At 39.0% G+C, this 16,541-nt stretch carries 12 protein-coding genes; 8 read left to right on the top strand and 4 right to left on the bottom strand.

All coding sequences use genetic code 11. The annotated features are described in order from the left end of the window. Positions 1 to 44: 44 nt before the first annotated feature. From AC4G3L_RS03580 to AC4G3L_RS03570, 3 genes are read left to right on the top strand one after another with little or no spacing between them, the layout of a single operon-like run. The gene (locus AC4G3L_RS03580; protein ID WP_491075602.1) at positions 45 to 725 is read left to right on the top strand and encodes an amino acid ABC transporter permease; all 681 of its coding nucleotides are present in this window, start codon (positions 45 to 47) and stop codon (positions 723 to 725) included. 10 nt (positions 726 to 735) lie between these two features. Next, positions 736 to 1,476: an amino acid ABC transporter ATP-binding protein gene (locus AC4G3L_RS03575; RefSeq protein ID WP_491075601.1), complete on the top strand. Its 741-nt coding sequence runs from the start codon at positions 736 to 738 to the stop codon at positions 1,474 to 1,476. 57 nt (positions 1,477 to 1,533) lie between these two features. Further along, a complete protein-coding gene (locus tag AC4G3L_RS03570; RefSeq protein WP_491075600.1) occupies positions 1,534 to 2,676 on the top strand; it encodes an amidohydrolase in 1,143 nt (380 codons plus the stop codon). Positions 2,677 to 2,797: 121 nt separating this feature from the next. Here the strand turns inward: AC4G3L_RS03570 and AC4G3L_RS03565 are convergent, their stop codons facing one another. Together AC4G3L_RS03565 and AC4G3L_RS03560 are read right to left on the bottom strand one after the other, a co-directional pair. Next, positions 2,798 to 3,337: a hypothetical protein gene (locus AC4G3L_RS03565; RefSeq protein ID WP_491075599.1), complete on the bottom strand. Its 540-nt coding sequence runs from the start codon at positions 3,335 to 3,337 to the stop codon at positions 2,798 to 2,800. Positions 3,338 to 3,557: 220 nt separating this feature from the next. Next, on the bottom strand, positions 3,558 to 4,004 hold the full coding sequence (locus AC4G3L_RS03560) for an NUDIX hydrolase (protein ID WP_491075598.1): 447 nt from the start codon (positions 4,002 to 4,004) through the stop codon (positions 3,558 to 3,560). 667 nt (positions 4,005 to 4,671) lie between these two features. Between AC4G3L_RS03560 and AC4G3L_RS03555 the strand changes: the two genes are divergently transcribed. Continuing rightward, positions 4,672 to 5,427 carry an aminoglycoside adenylyltransferase domain-containing protein gene (locus tag AC4G3L_RS03555; protein WP_491075597.1) on the top strand — a complete coding sequence of 252 codons (756 nt, stop codon included), beginning with the start codon at positions 4,672 to 4,674 and terminating at the stop codon, positions 5,425 to 5,427. A 632-nt stretch (positions 5,428 to 6,059) separates the two neighbouring features. Next, positions 6,060 to 9,974: an isopeptide-forming domain-containing fimbrial protein gene (locus AC4G3L_RS03550; RefSeq protein ID WP_491075596.1), complete on the top strand. Its 3,915-nt coding sequence runs from the start codon at positions 6,060 to 6,062 to the stop codon at positions 9,972 to 9,974. Between the two features lie 246 nt (positions 9,975 to 10,220). Here AC4G3L_RS03550 and AC4G3L_RS03545 read toward each other — a convergent pair whose 3' ends face one another. Further along, positions 10,221 to 10,511 (bottom strand): hypothetical protein, encoded by a 291-nt coding sequence (locus tag AC4G3L_RS03545; RefSeq protein ID WP_491075595.1) that lies wholly within the window; start codon positions 10,509 to 10,511, stop codon positions 10,221 to 10,223. A gap of 258 nt (positions 10,512 to 10,769) precedes the next feature. Here AC4G3L_RS03545 and ypfJ point away from each other — a divergent pair, with 258 nt between their 5' ends. Continuing rightward, positions 10,770 to 11,597 (top strand): KPN_02809 family neutral zinc metallopeptidase, encoded by an 828-nt coding sequence (gene ypfJ / locus AC4G3L_RS03540; RefSeq protein WP_491075594.1) that lies wholly within the window; start codon positions 10,770 to 10,772, stop codon positions 11,595 to 11,597. A gap of 228 nt (positions 11,598 to 11,825) precedes the next feature. Here the strand turns inward: ypfJ and AC4G3L_RS03535 are convergent, their stop codons facing one another. Further along, positions 11,826 to 13,001, bottom strand: a complete 1,176-nt coding sequence (locus tag AC4G3L_RS03535) for an ROK family protein (protein WP_491075593.1) — start codon at positions 12,999 to 13,001, stop codon at positions 11,826 to 11,828. A 191-nt stretch (positions 13,002 to 13,192) separates the two neighbouring features. Here AC4G3L_RS03535 and xylB point away from each other — a divergent pair, with 191 nt between their 5' ends. Further along, a complete protein-coding gene (gene xylB, locus AC4G3L_RS03530; protein ID WP_491075592.1) occupies positions 13,193 to 14,692 on the top strand; it encodes a xylulokinase in 1,500 nt (499 codons plus the stop codon). A 198-nt stretch (positions 14,693 to 14,890) separates the two neighbouring features. Beyond that, a complete protein-coding gene (locus tag AC4G3L_RS03525; RefSeq protein WP_491075591.1) occupies positions 14,891 to 16,531 on the top strand; it encodes a hypothetical protein in 1,641 nt (546 codons plus the stop codon). Positions 16,532 to 16,541: the final 10 nt, after the last annotated feature.

Raw genomic sequence — 16,541 nt, 5'->3', positions numbered from 1 at the left:
GATAGATTCCTTTTTTCATAGTCTAAGGTGGAGGAAGAGAGAGTTTGAGTGATTTTAAGTGGGAGTATGTATTTAACTGGGATTTGGTGGTCGAATCCTTTCCGTTTATTATAGAAGGGCTGCGTTACACTTTATGGATTGCGCTTGCCAGCATGGTGATTGGTGTCATACTCGGACTTATCGTGTGTATGGCAAGAATGTCTAAATATAGAGCCATCCGGTGGCCGGGGAGATTTTATATTTCTTTTATGCGCGGAACGCCACTGCTTGTATGGTTGTTCATCTTGTTCTATGGCATGCCAATGGCCGGGGTGGAATTTACTCCTGTCCAGGCGGGAATCTTGGGCGTCAGTACCCATTTTGCGGGGTATATTGCGGAGGTAATCCGTTCGGCGGTCCTATCGATTCCAAAAGGGCAATGGGAAGCAGCAGCTGTTTTACGTTTAAATTACTGGCAGACGATGAGAAGGGTTATTTTTCCGCAGGCGACAAGGGTTGCCCTGCCGCCGTTATTCAGTTTATTTATTGATATTATTAAGGGTACTTCAATGACGGCTGTCATTACAGTACCGGAGATTCTATACAATGCCAAGGTCGTTGCCGGCAGAACCTATGAAACTTTGACCATGTATATACTGGTAGCACTAATCTATTGGGCGATTTGTACGATTGGCTCCATGTTGCAAAATTATCTTGAAAAACGATACAGCAGGCATATCGGGTAGGTGAAATCATATGATAACCATTAAAAATATACAGAAGAAATTTGGTAACCAAGAAGTATTAAAATCAATTGATTTTCAGGTGAATAAGGGTGATGTGGTTTGTTTAATCGGACCATCCGGCTCTGGAAAAACAACCTTACTGCGCTGTTTGAACTTGCTTGAGGTACCCGAAGGAGGCAGCATCATGATTGGGGATACAACCATTGGTTTCAATGGAAAACAGCCGAGCCGTAAGCAAATTGCCAAGATACGTGAGTATTCGGGAATGGTTTTTCAAGACTTCAATTTGTTCCCTCATAAAACTGTGATTGAAAACCTGATCGAAGCCCCTGTTTTGGTTCAAAAGCGAAATAAACAAGAGGTGCTGGCGGAAGCGGAACAATTGCTGGCCAAGGTTGGACTGACCGAACATAAGGATAAATTTCCGGCTCAGCTCTCTGGTGGACAAAGCCAGCGCGCGGCGATTGCAAGAGCTTTGGCAATGAAGCCCGAGGTTCTGTTATTTGATGAACCAACTTCGGCGCTTGATCCGGAACTGGTTGGAGAGGTTTTGAATGTCATGAAGGATCTAGCTAAGGAAGGACAAACCATGCTTGTTGTCACCCATGAAATGGGATTTGCAGAGGAAGTAGCCGATTATGTTGTCTTTATGGCAGATGGTCATGTGGTCGAAGCAAATCTTCCGGAAGCCTTGTTTAATCATCCGACTAAAGATCGCACGAAGCAATTCTTGAAAAAGCTCGCTAATTAAAACAGCATGAATAGGATGTATTAATTTGTCAGTATCATTCATAGAAAGAAGGAATCCATGATGAAGGAAGAGCTGAAATCAAAGCTAGTTGCTTATCGGCACGAATTACATACCTATCCAGAACTCTCTTTTCAGGAATTCGAAACAACAAAGCGGATTCGAAAATGGTTGGGCGAAGCAGGGGTTACGATTCTTGAGTATCCAATTGAAACTGGCGTGATTGCCGAGATCAAAGGAGAGCTGCCTGGTCCGACTATTGCTTTACGAGCGGATATTGATGCTTTACCAATCCAGGAAGCAACCGGATTACTGTTTGCATCTGAACGGGATGGTGTGATGCATGCTTGTGGCCATGATTTTCATACAGCGTCTATGATTGGTGCTGCCATCCTTCTGCAGGAAAGAAAGAAGGAAATCAAAGGAACTGTTCGAATGATTTTTCAACCAGCTGAGGAAGTTGCTCAAGGAGCCGTCTATTTAGAACAAGCAGGTGTTCTGGATGGAGTAACGGCGATTTTTGGTATGCATAATAAGCCAGATTTACCAGTTGGTACAATCGGAATCAGGGAAGGTTCTCTGATGGCAAGTGTGGATCGCTTTGAGATTGATGTGATGGGAGTTGGAGGGCATGCCGGAATTCCAAACAACAGTATTGATCCCATCCTGATAGCGGGACAAATTCTGACGGCTCTGCAATCGATTGTGAGCCGTAATATCAGCTCCTTCCATAACGCAGTGATCAGCGTGACACAAATCCATGGCGGCAATACATGGAATGTGATTTCGGATAAAGTGAGGATGGAGGGAACCGTACGCTCTTTCCAGAATGAAGCAAGAGAGAAAATTCAAGCATTGATGGATCGAACGGTGACAGGTATCGCTGAAAGCATGGGGGCAAAGGCTGAATTCAGATGGTATTCCTATATGCCTGTTGTAGACAATCATCCTGGATTGAAAGAAGTGGCGGAGGAAACTGCAAAAGACTTGGGGTATTCTGTAGTTGAGGCTGAGCAAAGCCCTGCTGGTGAGGATTTTGCTTTTTATCAAACAAAGATTCCGGGATTCTTTGTGTGGATGGGCGTAGATGGGCAGGAAGAATGGCACCATCCGGCTTTTACGTTAAAAGACGAAGCCTTACAGATTGCCGCGAACTATTTTTCGAGTTTGGCTATAAAAGCAATGGAGCAGTTGAATTCTTGATTATGAAGGAGCACTTCCCTATACAGTTACTAGTGGGGGAGTGTTTTTTTGTTGTCTCCGTTATTCAGCTAAAGGCCTTGGTCGTTTAAGTGCATTTCTTTGCAAATGGAGTTTGCCTATTTCATAAATCTTTCATTTTTAAATTTGAGTCAAGTATATTTTTATACTCCGATTCTTCATCAAATACTAATCCACTATCACAAAAAACAACAAAGTCTTTGAAAGAAGTTTTAATTTCTTCTATTAATTCATCTGCAGGGATAGATAGTATTGAAGGGCTATGCTGTTCTTCTGAATGAACGGAATCTAAAATGAGTGTATAATTTGCTCCATCTTTTAATATTTTAAGCGTTGATCCATTATCTAATAAAGTGATTTCATACTCATTTTCTTTTTCAGGCTTAATAACTATTCGAGCAAAATCATCCCATATAAAAAGTAAGTCATCAGTTCCCACTATGTCATTGAGGAATATTTTATTCTCATAGACAATTTCTATATAACCATTAAGATAAATTCTATCTTCATAATCAAGGTACTTTTGAGCAGCTTCTTTAGCTTTTGGATGATTAATTGGTAAATACTCTCTAATCTCTTGAGTAGAGTAATCAAACTCTGGGATAAAGTTACTAATATAAGTGTTTATTTTTAATTTTGACATTGAGTTACCTCCGATTACCTACTTTTACTTTGCAGGATATGTGCTACTAACGATTTTATCTTTTGAATCATGGGTACCTCGCTTGTCTAATAAGAACTTCAATCAAAAAGAGCATTAATCTTTTTGGATCAACACCCCAGTTTATTTGAATACACTCCTTCACAAACTAATTGTAAATGAGTCAACCGTGCTTAAAAATGTAACCATTGGATGAGGTACCCTAGATAAAAAGTTTTTCAATAATGATCTTCGCTCTTTCATCTAATTTGGAAGGTAATTCAGTGATAGGAAAATAGGCTAAGTCCAAACTTTCGCCGTCGTTCATGGCTAGTTCGCCACTTATCCCCTCTGCTTGGTAAACACTTATTACGTTATATACTTCATCACCATTAGGATACTTATAATAAAGTTCCTTACCAGATAGAATATCAATAAAATGAAAATTCTTTGCTTTTAACCCTGTTTCTTCAAACAGTTCACGTTCAGCAGTTTGCTCTAAAGTTTCACCGATTTCCATCACTCCACCGGGTAAGCCCCATTCTTTTGTATCGGAACGGTGTTGAAATAATATCTCTTTTTCATCATTCACCACTATAATTGTTGAACCAACTAAAATAACTGGTCTATTGCCAATAAGCGCTCGTATTTCTTTTACGTATCCTGTCATATTCCATACACCTCTATATTTTATTCTTAGATTAGTAAACTTACTCCTTTACTCTGACTATAAGAAGTTCAACATAATAGGAGTATAATCCTTCTTTCTCTAATTTTGTCCTTTAGCTGCATAGGAAAAAGACGCAATCGTTTATCAATATAAATGTATTGAGTCTATGAAAATAATATTTAATCCTTGTCTTCGTTTAATGATTTGCGTAATTTTCGTATTTCTTCTGGTTGATCAATGATAGTGTTGTTCAAAACTCTTAAGGCATTATATATCGCATAAATCCCAGCGAACAATAAACAAAACGACTATAAATCCAAAATTTACTCTTCTTAAATCTATGATCGTTCAAAGGTAATATAAGCGGTTAAATAGAGGGTGGGTATATAAACTAATCTACCCGTTTTTTGAAGAAGCTATCTTTACTAGTTAAATAATGAAATGGTTTGACGCTTTTGTGTCCGTACTAGACTATTTGAGTATCATTGGTAGCCCTTTCATTAAATCTCTAATAGCTATTTGTATGTTTTTGTAATACTGTTTAATTATGGTAACTAAAAGTTATTTTACAGATGCTGATGAACTCGCTTGCTGATAGTGGAAAGATGAGGCAGTGGAAGCAGCATTTCGTGAAAAAGTAAGCAATCATTCATAGAGGAGTGTTAGTATGATTTATTCATGGGAAACAAGCACAACTGAAATAAAAGATTATGTGTTTAAGATTATGGAGCAAATAAAGGAAAGTTTAGGAGATAATTTTAAGGGAATCTATCTTCATGGTTCATTAGCTATGGATGGATTTAATCCACAATCCAGTGACATTGATTTGATCGTTGTGACTGAAGAATCACTAGCCTTTGAGATTAAAAAAGAGTTCGTCGAATATTTCCTATCCATTTCCGGAAACCCATTTCCAGTTGAAGTTAGTTTTTTAACCAAAGAACAAATTAAGAATTGGCAGCATCCTTGTCCGTATGATTTCCATTACAGTGAAAAGTGGAGAGATCGATATGAAGAGAAGGCAGACGACTATCTAAATAAAGCAGACTTAAAAAATCCGGATTTGGCCGCCCATATTACGATTCTGCATAGACGTGGGATTTGTCTTGAGGGAGCGCCGATTGAAGAAGTATTCCCGGAAGTTCCCCAAAATGACTACCGTTCATCTTTACTGGCAGATTATCAGGAGTGCCTTGTTAACATAGAGAATGATCCAAAATATTGTGTGTTAAATATGCTTAAGGTGTATTGGTATTTAAAAGCGGGAATCATTACTTCCAAGCAGGAAGCCGGTGAATGGGCTATTAACACACTGCCTAAGAACATAGCTGAAATGGTTCAAAAAGTGATGGAAGGCAGGAATCCAGAGAAAAAGGAACTGCTGGAATTCACAGAGTATGTAGATACAAAGTTGAATCAGTAAATTGGTCACCTGTTCATTATTTGTTTAGTGCCTATCCGTCTGAACAGACGATACAGGTATTCATCTATGATTACATCAACACCATTTGCAGAAAGATTTAGTTGAATTTGAAGAGTTCTGCGATGAATAACTAAATGAGCGGTAGTTGACTCAATTCCGTACAGTACCCTTTCATAAACTACAAGAATAAAAGTATAAATAATGATGAAGCCATACCTGTCTATAGAGGCAGCTATGGCTTTTTTTTATGCAAAATAATAGTTTTTGATTGTTCATTAGATTTATAAAAGTGTTTAATGCTTTGATTTAATCTCGTTCAATTTATAGAGCGAGGATTTCATAGAAGGATGAGCTTTTATTTAAAGGGTTGGGTTCTTTTTAAGTATTCGAACCAGCACTAAAAAACATTTATTTAAACTGTGATATTTGTATATTAATATAATTGTTTCCAATAATTACAGTAGTAAAAATAGTTAGAAAATTAATAGAATTAAGTTATTATAGAATATATTAGAATATTTATTTTTTTAAAATAGTATTCTAATAGAAAATATAAGGAAAGGAGATAGTCAGTTAAATTAGTCCGGGCAACTTTTAGTTGCTACAAAAACTTCATAAAGGGTGTGTGATACATGAGATCGACTCGGAGTAAGTCTTACAAAAAGATGCGCTTGAGAAAAAGAATGTTTTCGGTTCTGACATTGCTTTTTCTTCTTGTGCAAACCATTTTAACTCCGGTAACTCAGTATGTTAGTGCAAACAGTACTTCTGTTGAATTGAGCTTTGACAAACAGTCTGCTCTCGAAGGAGAAGTACTGACAGCCACAATTGCGGATAGTGGAGAAGATTCTGGTGCATTAACATTCTCTGTGCCGACTGGAATGAGTATTAAACAGATAACTGAAGGTGAAGACAATATCGCCATCAGTGAACAAGATGCCCAATCCTTAAGTTTCACTTGGAAGGAGGAAAGTGAAAAAGTTGCGAAAGTAGAGGTATCAGCAGATACTGCTGGTAACTACATACCGCAGCTCATTTCTCAAAATGGAGGTGTTAAATCTGTTGCGATTCAGGTCACAGCCCAAGAACCAGAAGTGACAACTGAAGAAACAACAGAAAGTACAATTGGGGAAGAAGAAGCAACAGCTGAGGAAAGTACGCAAGATTCACCTGAGGGCGAAGAAGCAACAACTGAAGACAAAGTGGTGGTGGAAGATCCTAACAATAATGAATCATTAACTTCTCCAGAGGAAAATATTGAAGAAGATCCTGTTACTTTATTAGAGGAAGACGCTGATAAAGAATCAGTAGATGTAAAAGATAACAAAGCATCCTCTAATGATGAAAAAGAAGTTATTAATGAAGTAAATCGAGCGGTAGATATACCGTTGGAACCTGGAGAAACCACGCCATCTGATGCTAACCTGGATATTAATGGTGATATAAACTTACCAATAACAATTCGTGATTTTAATGCGGATGGCATTTTATTTGAATCAAACCTTCCTGCTGAGGAAGACGCAGGAGTAGCGACGGGATTTGTGGAAGGGAATATAGGTTCAGGGAAAAAGCCTGAACCCACCAGTACGATGGTTTCCTATACACAAAAGTTAATGTTAGATCAAACCTTTCCTGAAGAAGAAATAATGCCGAAACTCAAAGAATTATTTACCGTTTCAGATCCAGATAGGATACTTAATACATCTTTACCACTAAAATTAAATAGTGATGGGCAGACGTATTCTTATAACAGTGACGCATTCTACCCAATTGATGGTCAACTACTGGAGAATGAAGGAAGGAACCATAACTATCATTTCACGTTGGAGATGCATACATCTTTTACTTATCGAGGTGGAGAGGTATTTTATTTTAACGGTGATGATGATGTTTGGGTATTTATCAATGGTAAGCTTGCTATGGATTTAGGTGGTATTCACAATCAAGAAGAAGGGTCCATTACCTTAGATGAGCAAAAGGCTCAGGAACTTGGATTAACAGTAGGTGGAACATATGACTTTGACTTTTTCTATATGGAACGCCATACTACAGAATCACACTTGAAAATTACGACATCTATTAAGTTTCAACCGGATGTTTACGCAACTAAAGCAGTAGATAAGGCAACAGCATCCAATGGTGATGAGCTTGAGTATACATTTACTGTGAAAAATAAAGGAAATGCAGATGCAGTAAATGTTAAATTGGTGGATGTTCTTGATACTGGAATGGTATTTGTCAATGGTTCAGCAACTATTGGCGGGGTAGCTGTCGATGATGCAGATATTTACAATCAAGATACAAGAACTCTAACTTTTCCGATTGATAAAATCGAGCATGGAGAAACTGAGTCTATCGTTATTAAATTTAGAGCTAAAGTGGATGTAGATGAAGAAAAATTCAATAATGAAAATATTTATATTATTAAGAATGTAGGATACATCTATGTCGAGGGTAAACAGGATTCAGATCCAACGAATACTGTCGAAACAAAAATTACCGGACCAGCTCTTAATATTTCTAAACTTGTAGAGGTTGATGGATCAAACAATGAACCATCTGCAAGTGTAGATGCCAAGGAAGACGACACAGTGAAGTACACGATTAAGGTGACTAATAATGGTGGAAGCAAAACAGAGGCTTTCACAATTAGTGACAAAATTCCTGATGGAGTAACCTATATAGAAGGTTCAGTTTCAGCAAGTTCTACTGATACCCTGGCAAATCCAAATCCTTCCTATAACGAGGGAACCATAAATGTAGTTGCTGAAGGATTATCAGAAGGTAAGACAATCACTATTACCTTTGAAGCAAAAGTAGATAAGTTGAAAGATGATGCTGGATATAGTAAAGAGATTGAGAATATTGCGAAGATAGATGATTCAATAGAATCCGAACCTGCTATAGTTCAAGTTAAAGAAGCGCATTTAACTTCTGAAAAAATCGTAGAAGAAAAAACTGCACAACCGGGCGATACGCTTCATTACACCATCAAGGTGACAAATGACGGTAAAGCTAAGCAGGAAGATGTGAAAGTGACGGATACATTGCCAACTGGCTTAACCTTGAATCCGGAATCAGTCCAAGTGGATGGAACGGAAGCGAACCACAGCTACAAAGAGGGAGTGCTAACTGTCACAGCGGACGAATTAGCGGCAGGAACAACCATGACGATCACCTTTGAAGCCGAAGTTAATGATAAGGCATTAACAGAAGGTACGTATAGTGCGGTGATTGAAAACGTGGCTATGGTCAACGATGTGCCGACAAAACCGGCAAAAACAGATATCCTGGTGCCACATTTAACTTCTGAAAAAATCGTAGAAGAAAAAACTGCACAACCAGGCGATACGCTTCACTACACCATCAAGGTGACAAATGACGGTAAAGCTAAGCAGGAAGATGTGAAAGTGACGGATACATTGCCAACTGGCTTAACCTTGAATCCGGAATCAGTCCATGTGGAAGGAACGGAAGCGAACCACAGCTACAAAGAGGGAGTGCTAACTGTCACAGCGGACGAATTGGCGGCAGGAACAACCATGACGATCACCTTTGAAGCGGAAGTCAATGATAAGGCATTAACAGAAGGTACGTATAGTGCGGTGATTGAAAACGTGGCTGTGATCAATGATGTGCCGACAAAACCGGCAAAAACAGATATCCTAGTGCCGCATTTAACGTCTACTAAAAAAGTAGATAAAGCAACTGCGAAACCAGGCGACACACTTGGCTATACCATTACGGTTACCAATGATGGAGAAGCTGATCAAGAGAATATTGTAATCACGGATAAGCTTGCCTCTGGCCTTACTTTCCTAGAGGGTTCTGTGAAAGTAACAGTTAATAATGAGAGTGTAGAGGCCGATGTAGATTATAAAGATGGTGTTCTAACTTACTCATTAGATAAAATGGCCGTAGGAGATACCGTGACAATTGATTTTGACACGATTGTAAATCCATTAGATGATGGTGTATTCAACAGTGAAATTAGTAATATTGCAGTTGTCAACGATGAGGAAACAAATGAAGTTATTACAGAGATTACCGTTGATCCTAATTACAATTTCACAATTAACAAAACCGCTGATAAGAAAGAAGCGCAAGTCGGCGAAACTATCACCTATACAATTGACGTAACGAACACAGGCAATAAAGCCTTGACTGATGTGAATGTGGTTGATGAAATGGTTGGTCTTGATGAAGTCATCAACAAGCTTGATGTAGGTGAAACCAAAACATTTACAGTCAAATATAAGACTACTGCGGAAGATGTTGGTAAATTAACGAACGTTGCCGTGGCGAAGGTAGTTGTAGATGGTAAGGAAATGGTTAAGGAAGGTTCTGTAACCGTGAAAGTATCTAAACAAGATGCACCGGTTGTTACACCAAAAGAGGAACCAACTATTTTTGGACCAGTAGTGCAAACAGTGAATAAATTCATTGATAACCCTAAAACTGGTCAAACTACCTTAAATATTCTTTTAGTTTTAGGTATATTCTTGATTGCTGGAAGCGGATTGTATGTTTGGAAAAGAAAACAGTAAGCTTTCAGAGTGAGTGAATAGTAGTTTAACAGAAAACCAGCTTGAGTTTGACTCAGGCTGGTTTTCTTATTTATAGAATAAGCTGTCTGCATGCGTACGAAGTCATTTTAATCGTCTTGAGCCTGGTATTTCTCTCTTTTCTGGTTGGAAATGTCTAAAAGGCAGAGGGTCATATAGGCCCTCTTTTTGATAGGGACTTGTTTTTAGAAGAATACGTTTTTAGATGTGAGAGGGGTATTACGAGGTTTAATGTGTATACAGATTTCTTAAGTCAGACTTGAATTCATTGTAAAGCAGCGCTTGTCCCAAAGATTTTGCCAGATTCATAAGATCTAGATAGTCGTCTGATGTAAGGGCGGCTTCGTCTAAACTATGCAGATAATCATAACGGAATGTTCTTTTTCTTAAATGATAAATAGGTTCTTTAAAATAGACAGTGGCTGTTTGTTTGGTGTTGTCGACTTGGGCAATAACTCCTTCTCTCTTTTCACCTTTTTCAATAATAAAAACCGGTTTACCCACTTTGAATGCTTCCATTTTTAAACATCCTTTATTATTGATTTTTTATACTTCTTTGTATCTTATATATATACCCTTTGGTCTAAATTAGTACTCTATTCAATGGCTGTAAGCAAAAATAATAGAATATGACTAGGAAGTATAAACAAAATGAGATATTCAGCTCAACTTTATTACATTTGGAAATAAGTTAATCTCTCAGGCGTAACGAATTATTTCCAATCATTTAGGGGTATAAGCTATACAGAGGATTACAGTAGATTAGGAGGAAGTTGTATGAAATGGAAGGGCAGAAGAGCCAGTACAAACGTGGAAGACCGCAGAGGAATGAGCAGTAAAGGAATCATCGGCGGCGGTATTGGCGGAATTATACTATTACTAGTGGTGACTTTATTGGGTGGAAATCCTACCGAACTATTAAATCAGTTGGGAGGAGGAACCTCTACCAATACGACCAATACAGAGTACGTTGGAACACAGGAAGAGGAAGAATTGGCAGAGTTTGTATCCATTGTATTAGCTGATACAGAGGAGGTTTGGACGAAGCTTTTTAAAGAAGAGGGGTTGGTATATGAAGAGCCTACTCTTGTTATTTATAATGATAGTGTCCAGTCAGCCTGTGGGACAGCCGGGTCATCCGTTGGACCATTCTATTGTCCGGGCGACCATAAGCTCTATATAGATTTAAGTTTTTATGATGAGCTGAAAAGAGAGTTTCAAGCACCGGGTGATTTTGCAATGGCCTATGTCGTTGCCCACGAAGTCGGTCACCATGTACAAACCTTGCTGGAAACCGATAAAAATCAGCAGCGTGCCAACTCCAAGGACTATTCGATTCGCTTTGAATTGCAAGCCGATTATTTAGCTGGTGTTTGGGCTCACCATGCAAAGAGTATGGATTTGCTGGAAGAGGGTGACCTGGAAGAGGCGATCACAGCAGCGAGTGCCGTTGGTGATGATACGATTCAAAAAAGGGCTCAAGGCTATGTGGTCCCGGAAAGTTTTACCCACGGTACATCAGAGCAACGAATGCGCTGGTTTAAAAAAGGATATAAATCCGGAAATTTAGAGGATGGAGATACGTTTAATATAAAGAATCCATAAGGAAGAGCAGCCTTGAGGATTGCCAGTTGTACTTAAGAGATTGAAATTAGAAATGGCAATAGATTCTTTTGTCAAAAAGTAGATGAATGAATAGCTAGATAATTCTTAAAAACACATTATAAACGAGCTATGAATTCTCTCATAGCTCGTTTTATTTAACTTTCATATTCTTTTTATTATAAGCCTGAATTACCTTTTGGTGAATTCTTCATTTAAAAGGCCAACTTACTACTGGTTAACCTTTGATTGCTTACAAATCATTTCGATGAAATTTTCAATGGCAAAGGCTGATACACCAAGGGCGGCTGAATAGATGGAAAGATTGGAAAATTGTATTTCCAAGTGTGATTTGCTGACATCTAATGCACATTCTTTCACAACTTCTTCCACTTGATCCTTGATCCATTCTTTTGCCATGGCGAGACGGTTTCCGATGATGATTTGCTCGGGATTCAAGGTGTTGACGATGTTGGCTATGCCGATTCCAAGGAATTTTGCTGTTTCTGCAAAAATTGCTTGAACCTGTTTATCATTGACTGCTTGTTCAATTAATTTTTCCAGTGTCCATTCTTCATTTGTTGCGAGGATGGAAGTGGCCTTTTTAATCAGTGCTTTTTCAGATGCGTATAATTCCCAACAGCCTTTGCTTCCGCAGGAACAGGGCAACCCATCGTATTGAATCATCATATGGCCCATTTCACCGGCAAATCCGTTTGACCCAGGGTAAAGCTCACCGTTTAGGATCATTCCAACGCCTATTCCAATTCCGGCACTTATATAGACCATGTGATCTGATGAGTGGGAGGACCTCATCTTTCTTTCCGCAAAAGCCCCGGCATTTGCTTCATTTTCAATCAGGACGGGCAGATTGAATTCATCCTGAATTTGTTCTTTTAATTTCTTATGTTCCCAATTTAAATTGGGAGCTAGTAAGAGTTCGCCTTCTTTATTAACTGTTCCGGGAACAGCCAAGCCAATCCCTACTACTCCATATGTACTCTTAGGAGCGGAAGAGAGGAGGGAGCGAATCATATCTGTTATGATTTGGACTGCTTCGTCATAGTTTGGATTCATAGCAGGTTGTTTGAGCTCTTTGACGATAGATCCACTTAAATCGGTGAGAACACCAAGTATGTAATTAACCCCGATATCGATTCCAATCACATGGGCTGTTGAATGTTGAAAGAGAAGCATGACCGGACGTCTGCCGCCGCTCGATTCTCCTGGCCCGGTTTCATGACAGATATCAGCTTCCAAAAGCTCGTTGACGAGGGAAGAAACGGTTCCTTTTGTCAGGCCGAGTTTTTGCGCTACATCTGATCTTGAAATGGGTGCATCCTCGCGAATGGTCTCCAATATTTTTTGTTTATTATTGATTTTAATGGTTTGCTGATTCCACTTCATATTTATACTCCTTCTTTTTATCCCTATTGTTAGTTATACCATATTCTAAAAAAATAAAAAACTTAGTTCATCCGTTAGACAAACTAAGTTTTCGGTGCTAAAATTAAAGGTATAAATAATGTAAGCGATATCAAAAAAGTGTGCGGGTTGCCATACCTGTGTATTTATCATAGAGAATGGGAGTGGCGTAGATGAGATATGTGATTGGGATTGATCTTGGGACGAGTTCGGTGAAAACATTGCTAATGAATCAAGAGGGTGAAATATGCGGGGAAGTGTCCAAAACGTATCCGCTGATTCATGAAAAGTCCGGTTATAGTGAGCAGGATCCGGAGCAATGGGTGTTACGAACAAAGGAAGCTTTAAAGGAATTAGTGGAACCGTTAAATGGGGACCTTACATCCATTGAGGGAATCAGTTTTTCAGGACAAATGCATGGGTTGGTAATGGTGGATGCTGATCTAGACATATTGCGCCCAGCCATTCTTTGGAATGATACAAGGACAACGGCTCAGTGTCAAACCATCTATGATAGGGTCGGGAAAGAGAAGCTGATCGCTATTACAAAAAATCCGGCATTGGAGGGCTTTACATTGCCCAAGCTTTTATGGGTAAAGGAACATGAACCAGCTATCTATGAAAAAATGGCCTACTTCATGTTGCCTAAAGACTACCTCCGTTATCGAATGACTGGTGTTATTCACAGCGAATATTCGGATGCAGCTGGAACACTCTTGCTTGATGTCGGCAATAAATGCTGGAGCGAGGAGATTTGCAGGATTATGGACATTAAAGAAGAGATATGCCCTCCGTTGGTTGAATCACACGCTTGTGTGGGGACCCTTGTTCCTGAGTTTGCAGAAGAGGCAGGCTTGCTTCCGGAAACGAACGTTTTTGCCGGTGGAGCTGATAATGCTTGCGGAGCCATTGGGTCGGGAATCTTACATGATGGGCAAACTTTATGCAGTATTGGAACTTCGGGTGTCATCCTTTCTTATGAAGAATCAGGAAAGCGTGATTTCAGCGGTAAAGTCCATTATTTTAATCATGGAGAAGAGGACGCCTACTATACGATGGGGGTAACCTTGTCAGCAGGTCAAAGCTTAGCTTGGTTTAAGGAACAATTTGCACGTGAGGAATCCATGGACGAATTGTTGAATGGCCTCCAATCGATTCCGCCTGGCGCAAGTGGGCTTCTCTTTACCCCGTATCTTTCCGGGGAAAGGACGCCTCATCCAGATGCAAAGATTCGCGGAAGTTTTATTGGAGTGGATGCCATGCATACGCGCCTTCATTTTGCCCGGTCTATTATTGAAGGAATTACGTTTTCCTTGCATGAATCAATTGAAATTTTCCGTGAAAACGGGAAAACCATTAATCGCGTGGTCTCCATTGGCGGAGGAGCTAAAAATGAGACATGGCTCCAAATTCAGGCCGATATTTTCAATGCGACAGTCGTTAAATTGAAGAGTGAGCAGGGGCCGGCCGTCGGAGCAGCCATGCTTGCGGCGTATGGCTGTAATTGGTTCTCTTCCTTAAAGGAATGTGCTGAAGTTTTCACGGTTACTGGTAAAGAATACGAACCAATCGCGGAAAATGTAGAAATCTATCAAGCTTTGTTCCGCTTATATAAACAAATCTATCATCAAACGAAAGAACTGAATGATGGATTAATGGAATTCCGTTCATAAAACAGAAGATTCTCAGAGAAGGTCGTCTGAAAGTCCGTGAAAGTGACTTGCAGACGGCCATTTTTTATGAATTACGCCAAGGACTCTTGCTTCCTTACGATATTGTAATCTTGTAATTATTCATACTATTAAGTATCTTTTTATTATTATGATATAATTTATACAATAACAGTATATTTGAAAGTGGGGGAGAGTTCTTTGGCTATCAGAATATCATCCATCTTGTTTTCTATATGCGTATTGTGTGTTCTGACGAGTTGTTCGGACAATGGCGGTACATCATCTTATCGGGAACACGACGTGAATGATGATGCGTATGTCATGCTGAAGGAAACGGATTTGTATATTAAAGAAGTGGACCGTGATATCGAAAAGGTAGATTCAGATGTTAGGGAGGATACGCTCCATTATCGGGATAATCATCACGGACTCATCTATATAAATGGAGACAATGATTTATACAGCTATAAAGAAGGGCAGAAAGAAAGAATTGCTGAAAAAATATCTACCAGTAGACTGCCGTATCAAATCTCTTTTGACGAGAGCTCTCTTGCTTATATGACAGAGAAGGAAGATCAATTATACGTCATGTTTGATGAGGCTGATGCTGAGAAGATTCGTTCTAATATTGTTCAATATAGACTGTCAACAGACGGTGATCGCTTGTTTTATATAAATGAAAACAAAGAGCTATATGTATTTACAAAAGAGCATGGGGAAGAAAAACTGGCTTCAAAGGTGGCAAATTTCCAAGAATCAGAGGATGGTACAAAGATACTGATTTGCACGGATGATGGGGAATTATATAGCAGGGACTTAGAAAAGAAAAAGAATGTTAAGATTCATGCGGATAGCCATGATTATGGCGGATTTCAGGTCGGAGACGAAGGAGAATATTCCTATCTAGCAGACTATCAGGGGGATATAGGGGAACTTTACTGTGTATCCAATGAAAATGAAGTGACTAAAATCGCTTCGGATGTTCTAGATTATGAAAGAAAGAAAGATTCTTATATTTATTTGAACGGAAATCAACAATTGCTTATGAAGGAGATTGGAGATAAAAAATCTGAAACGATTGCAGAGCGCGTTGTGGATTTCTTTTTATTAGATGAAGATATCTATTATTTTGATGAAACGTATAAGATGTACAGGGTGAACTATTCGGGAAATTCCACAGAAATAGCAGCCGAGGTCATGAGGGATTCTGTTGGTCAGCTTTGCTGGTCAATTGTAGATGATAAAATTATCTATTTATCAGCGGATCATACGTTAATTTTGGATGGGAAGAAAATCGCGGATGATGTGACCAGTTTTGTATCCTATGTAGATCATGTTGTATACACAACCGAAGATGAACAAGTAAAATCCTTTAGTGTTCAAGATACGGATGATCAGCAAATTTTTGATTTTGCGGATACCTACACGAAAATTTATTACGGAAATCAATTGGTCTACAACAATACATTATCGCTGTCAGATATAGATGGAATTTGGGGAGTTGAGGGTACGGAAGAGGAAATTCTTGATGGTTATGGAGTGGAATATGGCCCTTACTTTTTCGAAATTGTTATGGGTACTGACAGTCATATGGGGCATCTGATTATGTATGATGAAGAGGAAGAGCTTGTGATGGACCTGAACATAGAAGACTCTGATTCTGAATATATCAAAGTGACGACGGATGTAGAGGATGTTTCATTCATGTTCAAAAAAGTAAGTGATCAGAATTTAGATTTCATTTTTGGTGAAGATGAATTGGATTCAATTCCTCTTTATAAGTCCTCCGTTGAAGAACTTGAGTTGTATTATGAAAAATATGAGATGGCGTATTTCTAATCCTCTTCAC

It is taken from the genome of Bacillus sp. z33, assembly GCF_058313615.1.
The sequence above is the reverse complement of the archived record's forward strand: the minus strand, read 5'-3'. Positions and strand labels throughout refer to the sequence as shown.

What these genes read in the sequence shown, in the direction of transcription:
- AC4G3L_RS03570 (WP_491075600.1), top strand. Translation starts at nt 1,534, where the DNA reads ATGATGAAGGAAGAGCTGAAATCAAAGCTAGTTGCTTATCGGCACGAA.
- AC4G3L_RS03550 (WP_491075596.1), top strand. Translation starts at nt 6,060, where the DNA reads ATGAGATCGACTCGGAGTAAGTCTTACAAAAAGATGCGCTTGAGAAAA.
- AC4G3L_RS03565 (WP_491075599.1), bottom strand. Translation starts at nt 3,337, where the DNA reads ATGTCAAAATTAAAAATAAACACTTATATTAGTAACTTTATCCCAGAG.
- AC4G3L_RS03535 (WP_491075593.1), bottom strand. Translation starts at nt 13,001, where the DNA reads ATGAAGTGGAATCAGCAAACCATTAAAATCAATAATAAACAAAAAATA.
- AC4G3L_RS03555 (WP_491075597.1), top strand. Translation starts at nt 4,672, where the DNA reads ATGATTTATTCATGGGAAACAAGCACAACTGAAATAAAAGATTATGTG.
- ypfJ (WP_491075594.1), top strand. Translation starts at nt 10,770, where the DNA reads ATGAAATGGAAGGGCAGAAGAGCCAGTACAAACGTGGAAGACCGCAGA.
- AC4G3L_RS03575 (WP_491075601.1), top strand. Translation starts at nt 736, where the DNA reads ATGATAACCATTAAAAATATACAGAAGAAATTTGGTAACCAAGAAGTA.
- AC4G3L_RS03560 (WP_491075598.1), bottom strand. Translation starts at nt 4,004, where the DNA reads ATGACAGGATACGTAAAAGAAATACGAGCGCTTATTGGCAATAGACCA.
- xylB (WP_491075592.1), top strand. Translation starts at nt 13,193, where the DNA reads ATGAGATATGTGATTGGGATTGATCTTGGGACGAGTTCGGTGAAAACA.
- AC4G3L_RS03545 (WP_491075595.1), bottom strand. Translation starts at nt 10,511, where the DNA reads ATGGAAGCATTCAAAGTGGGTAAACCGGTTTTTATTATTGAAAAAGGT.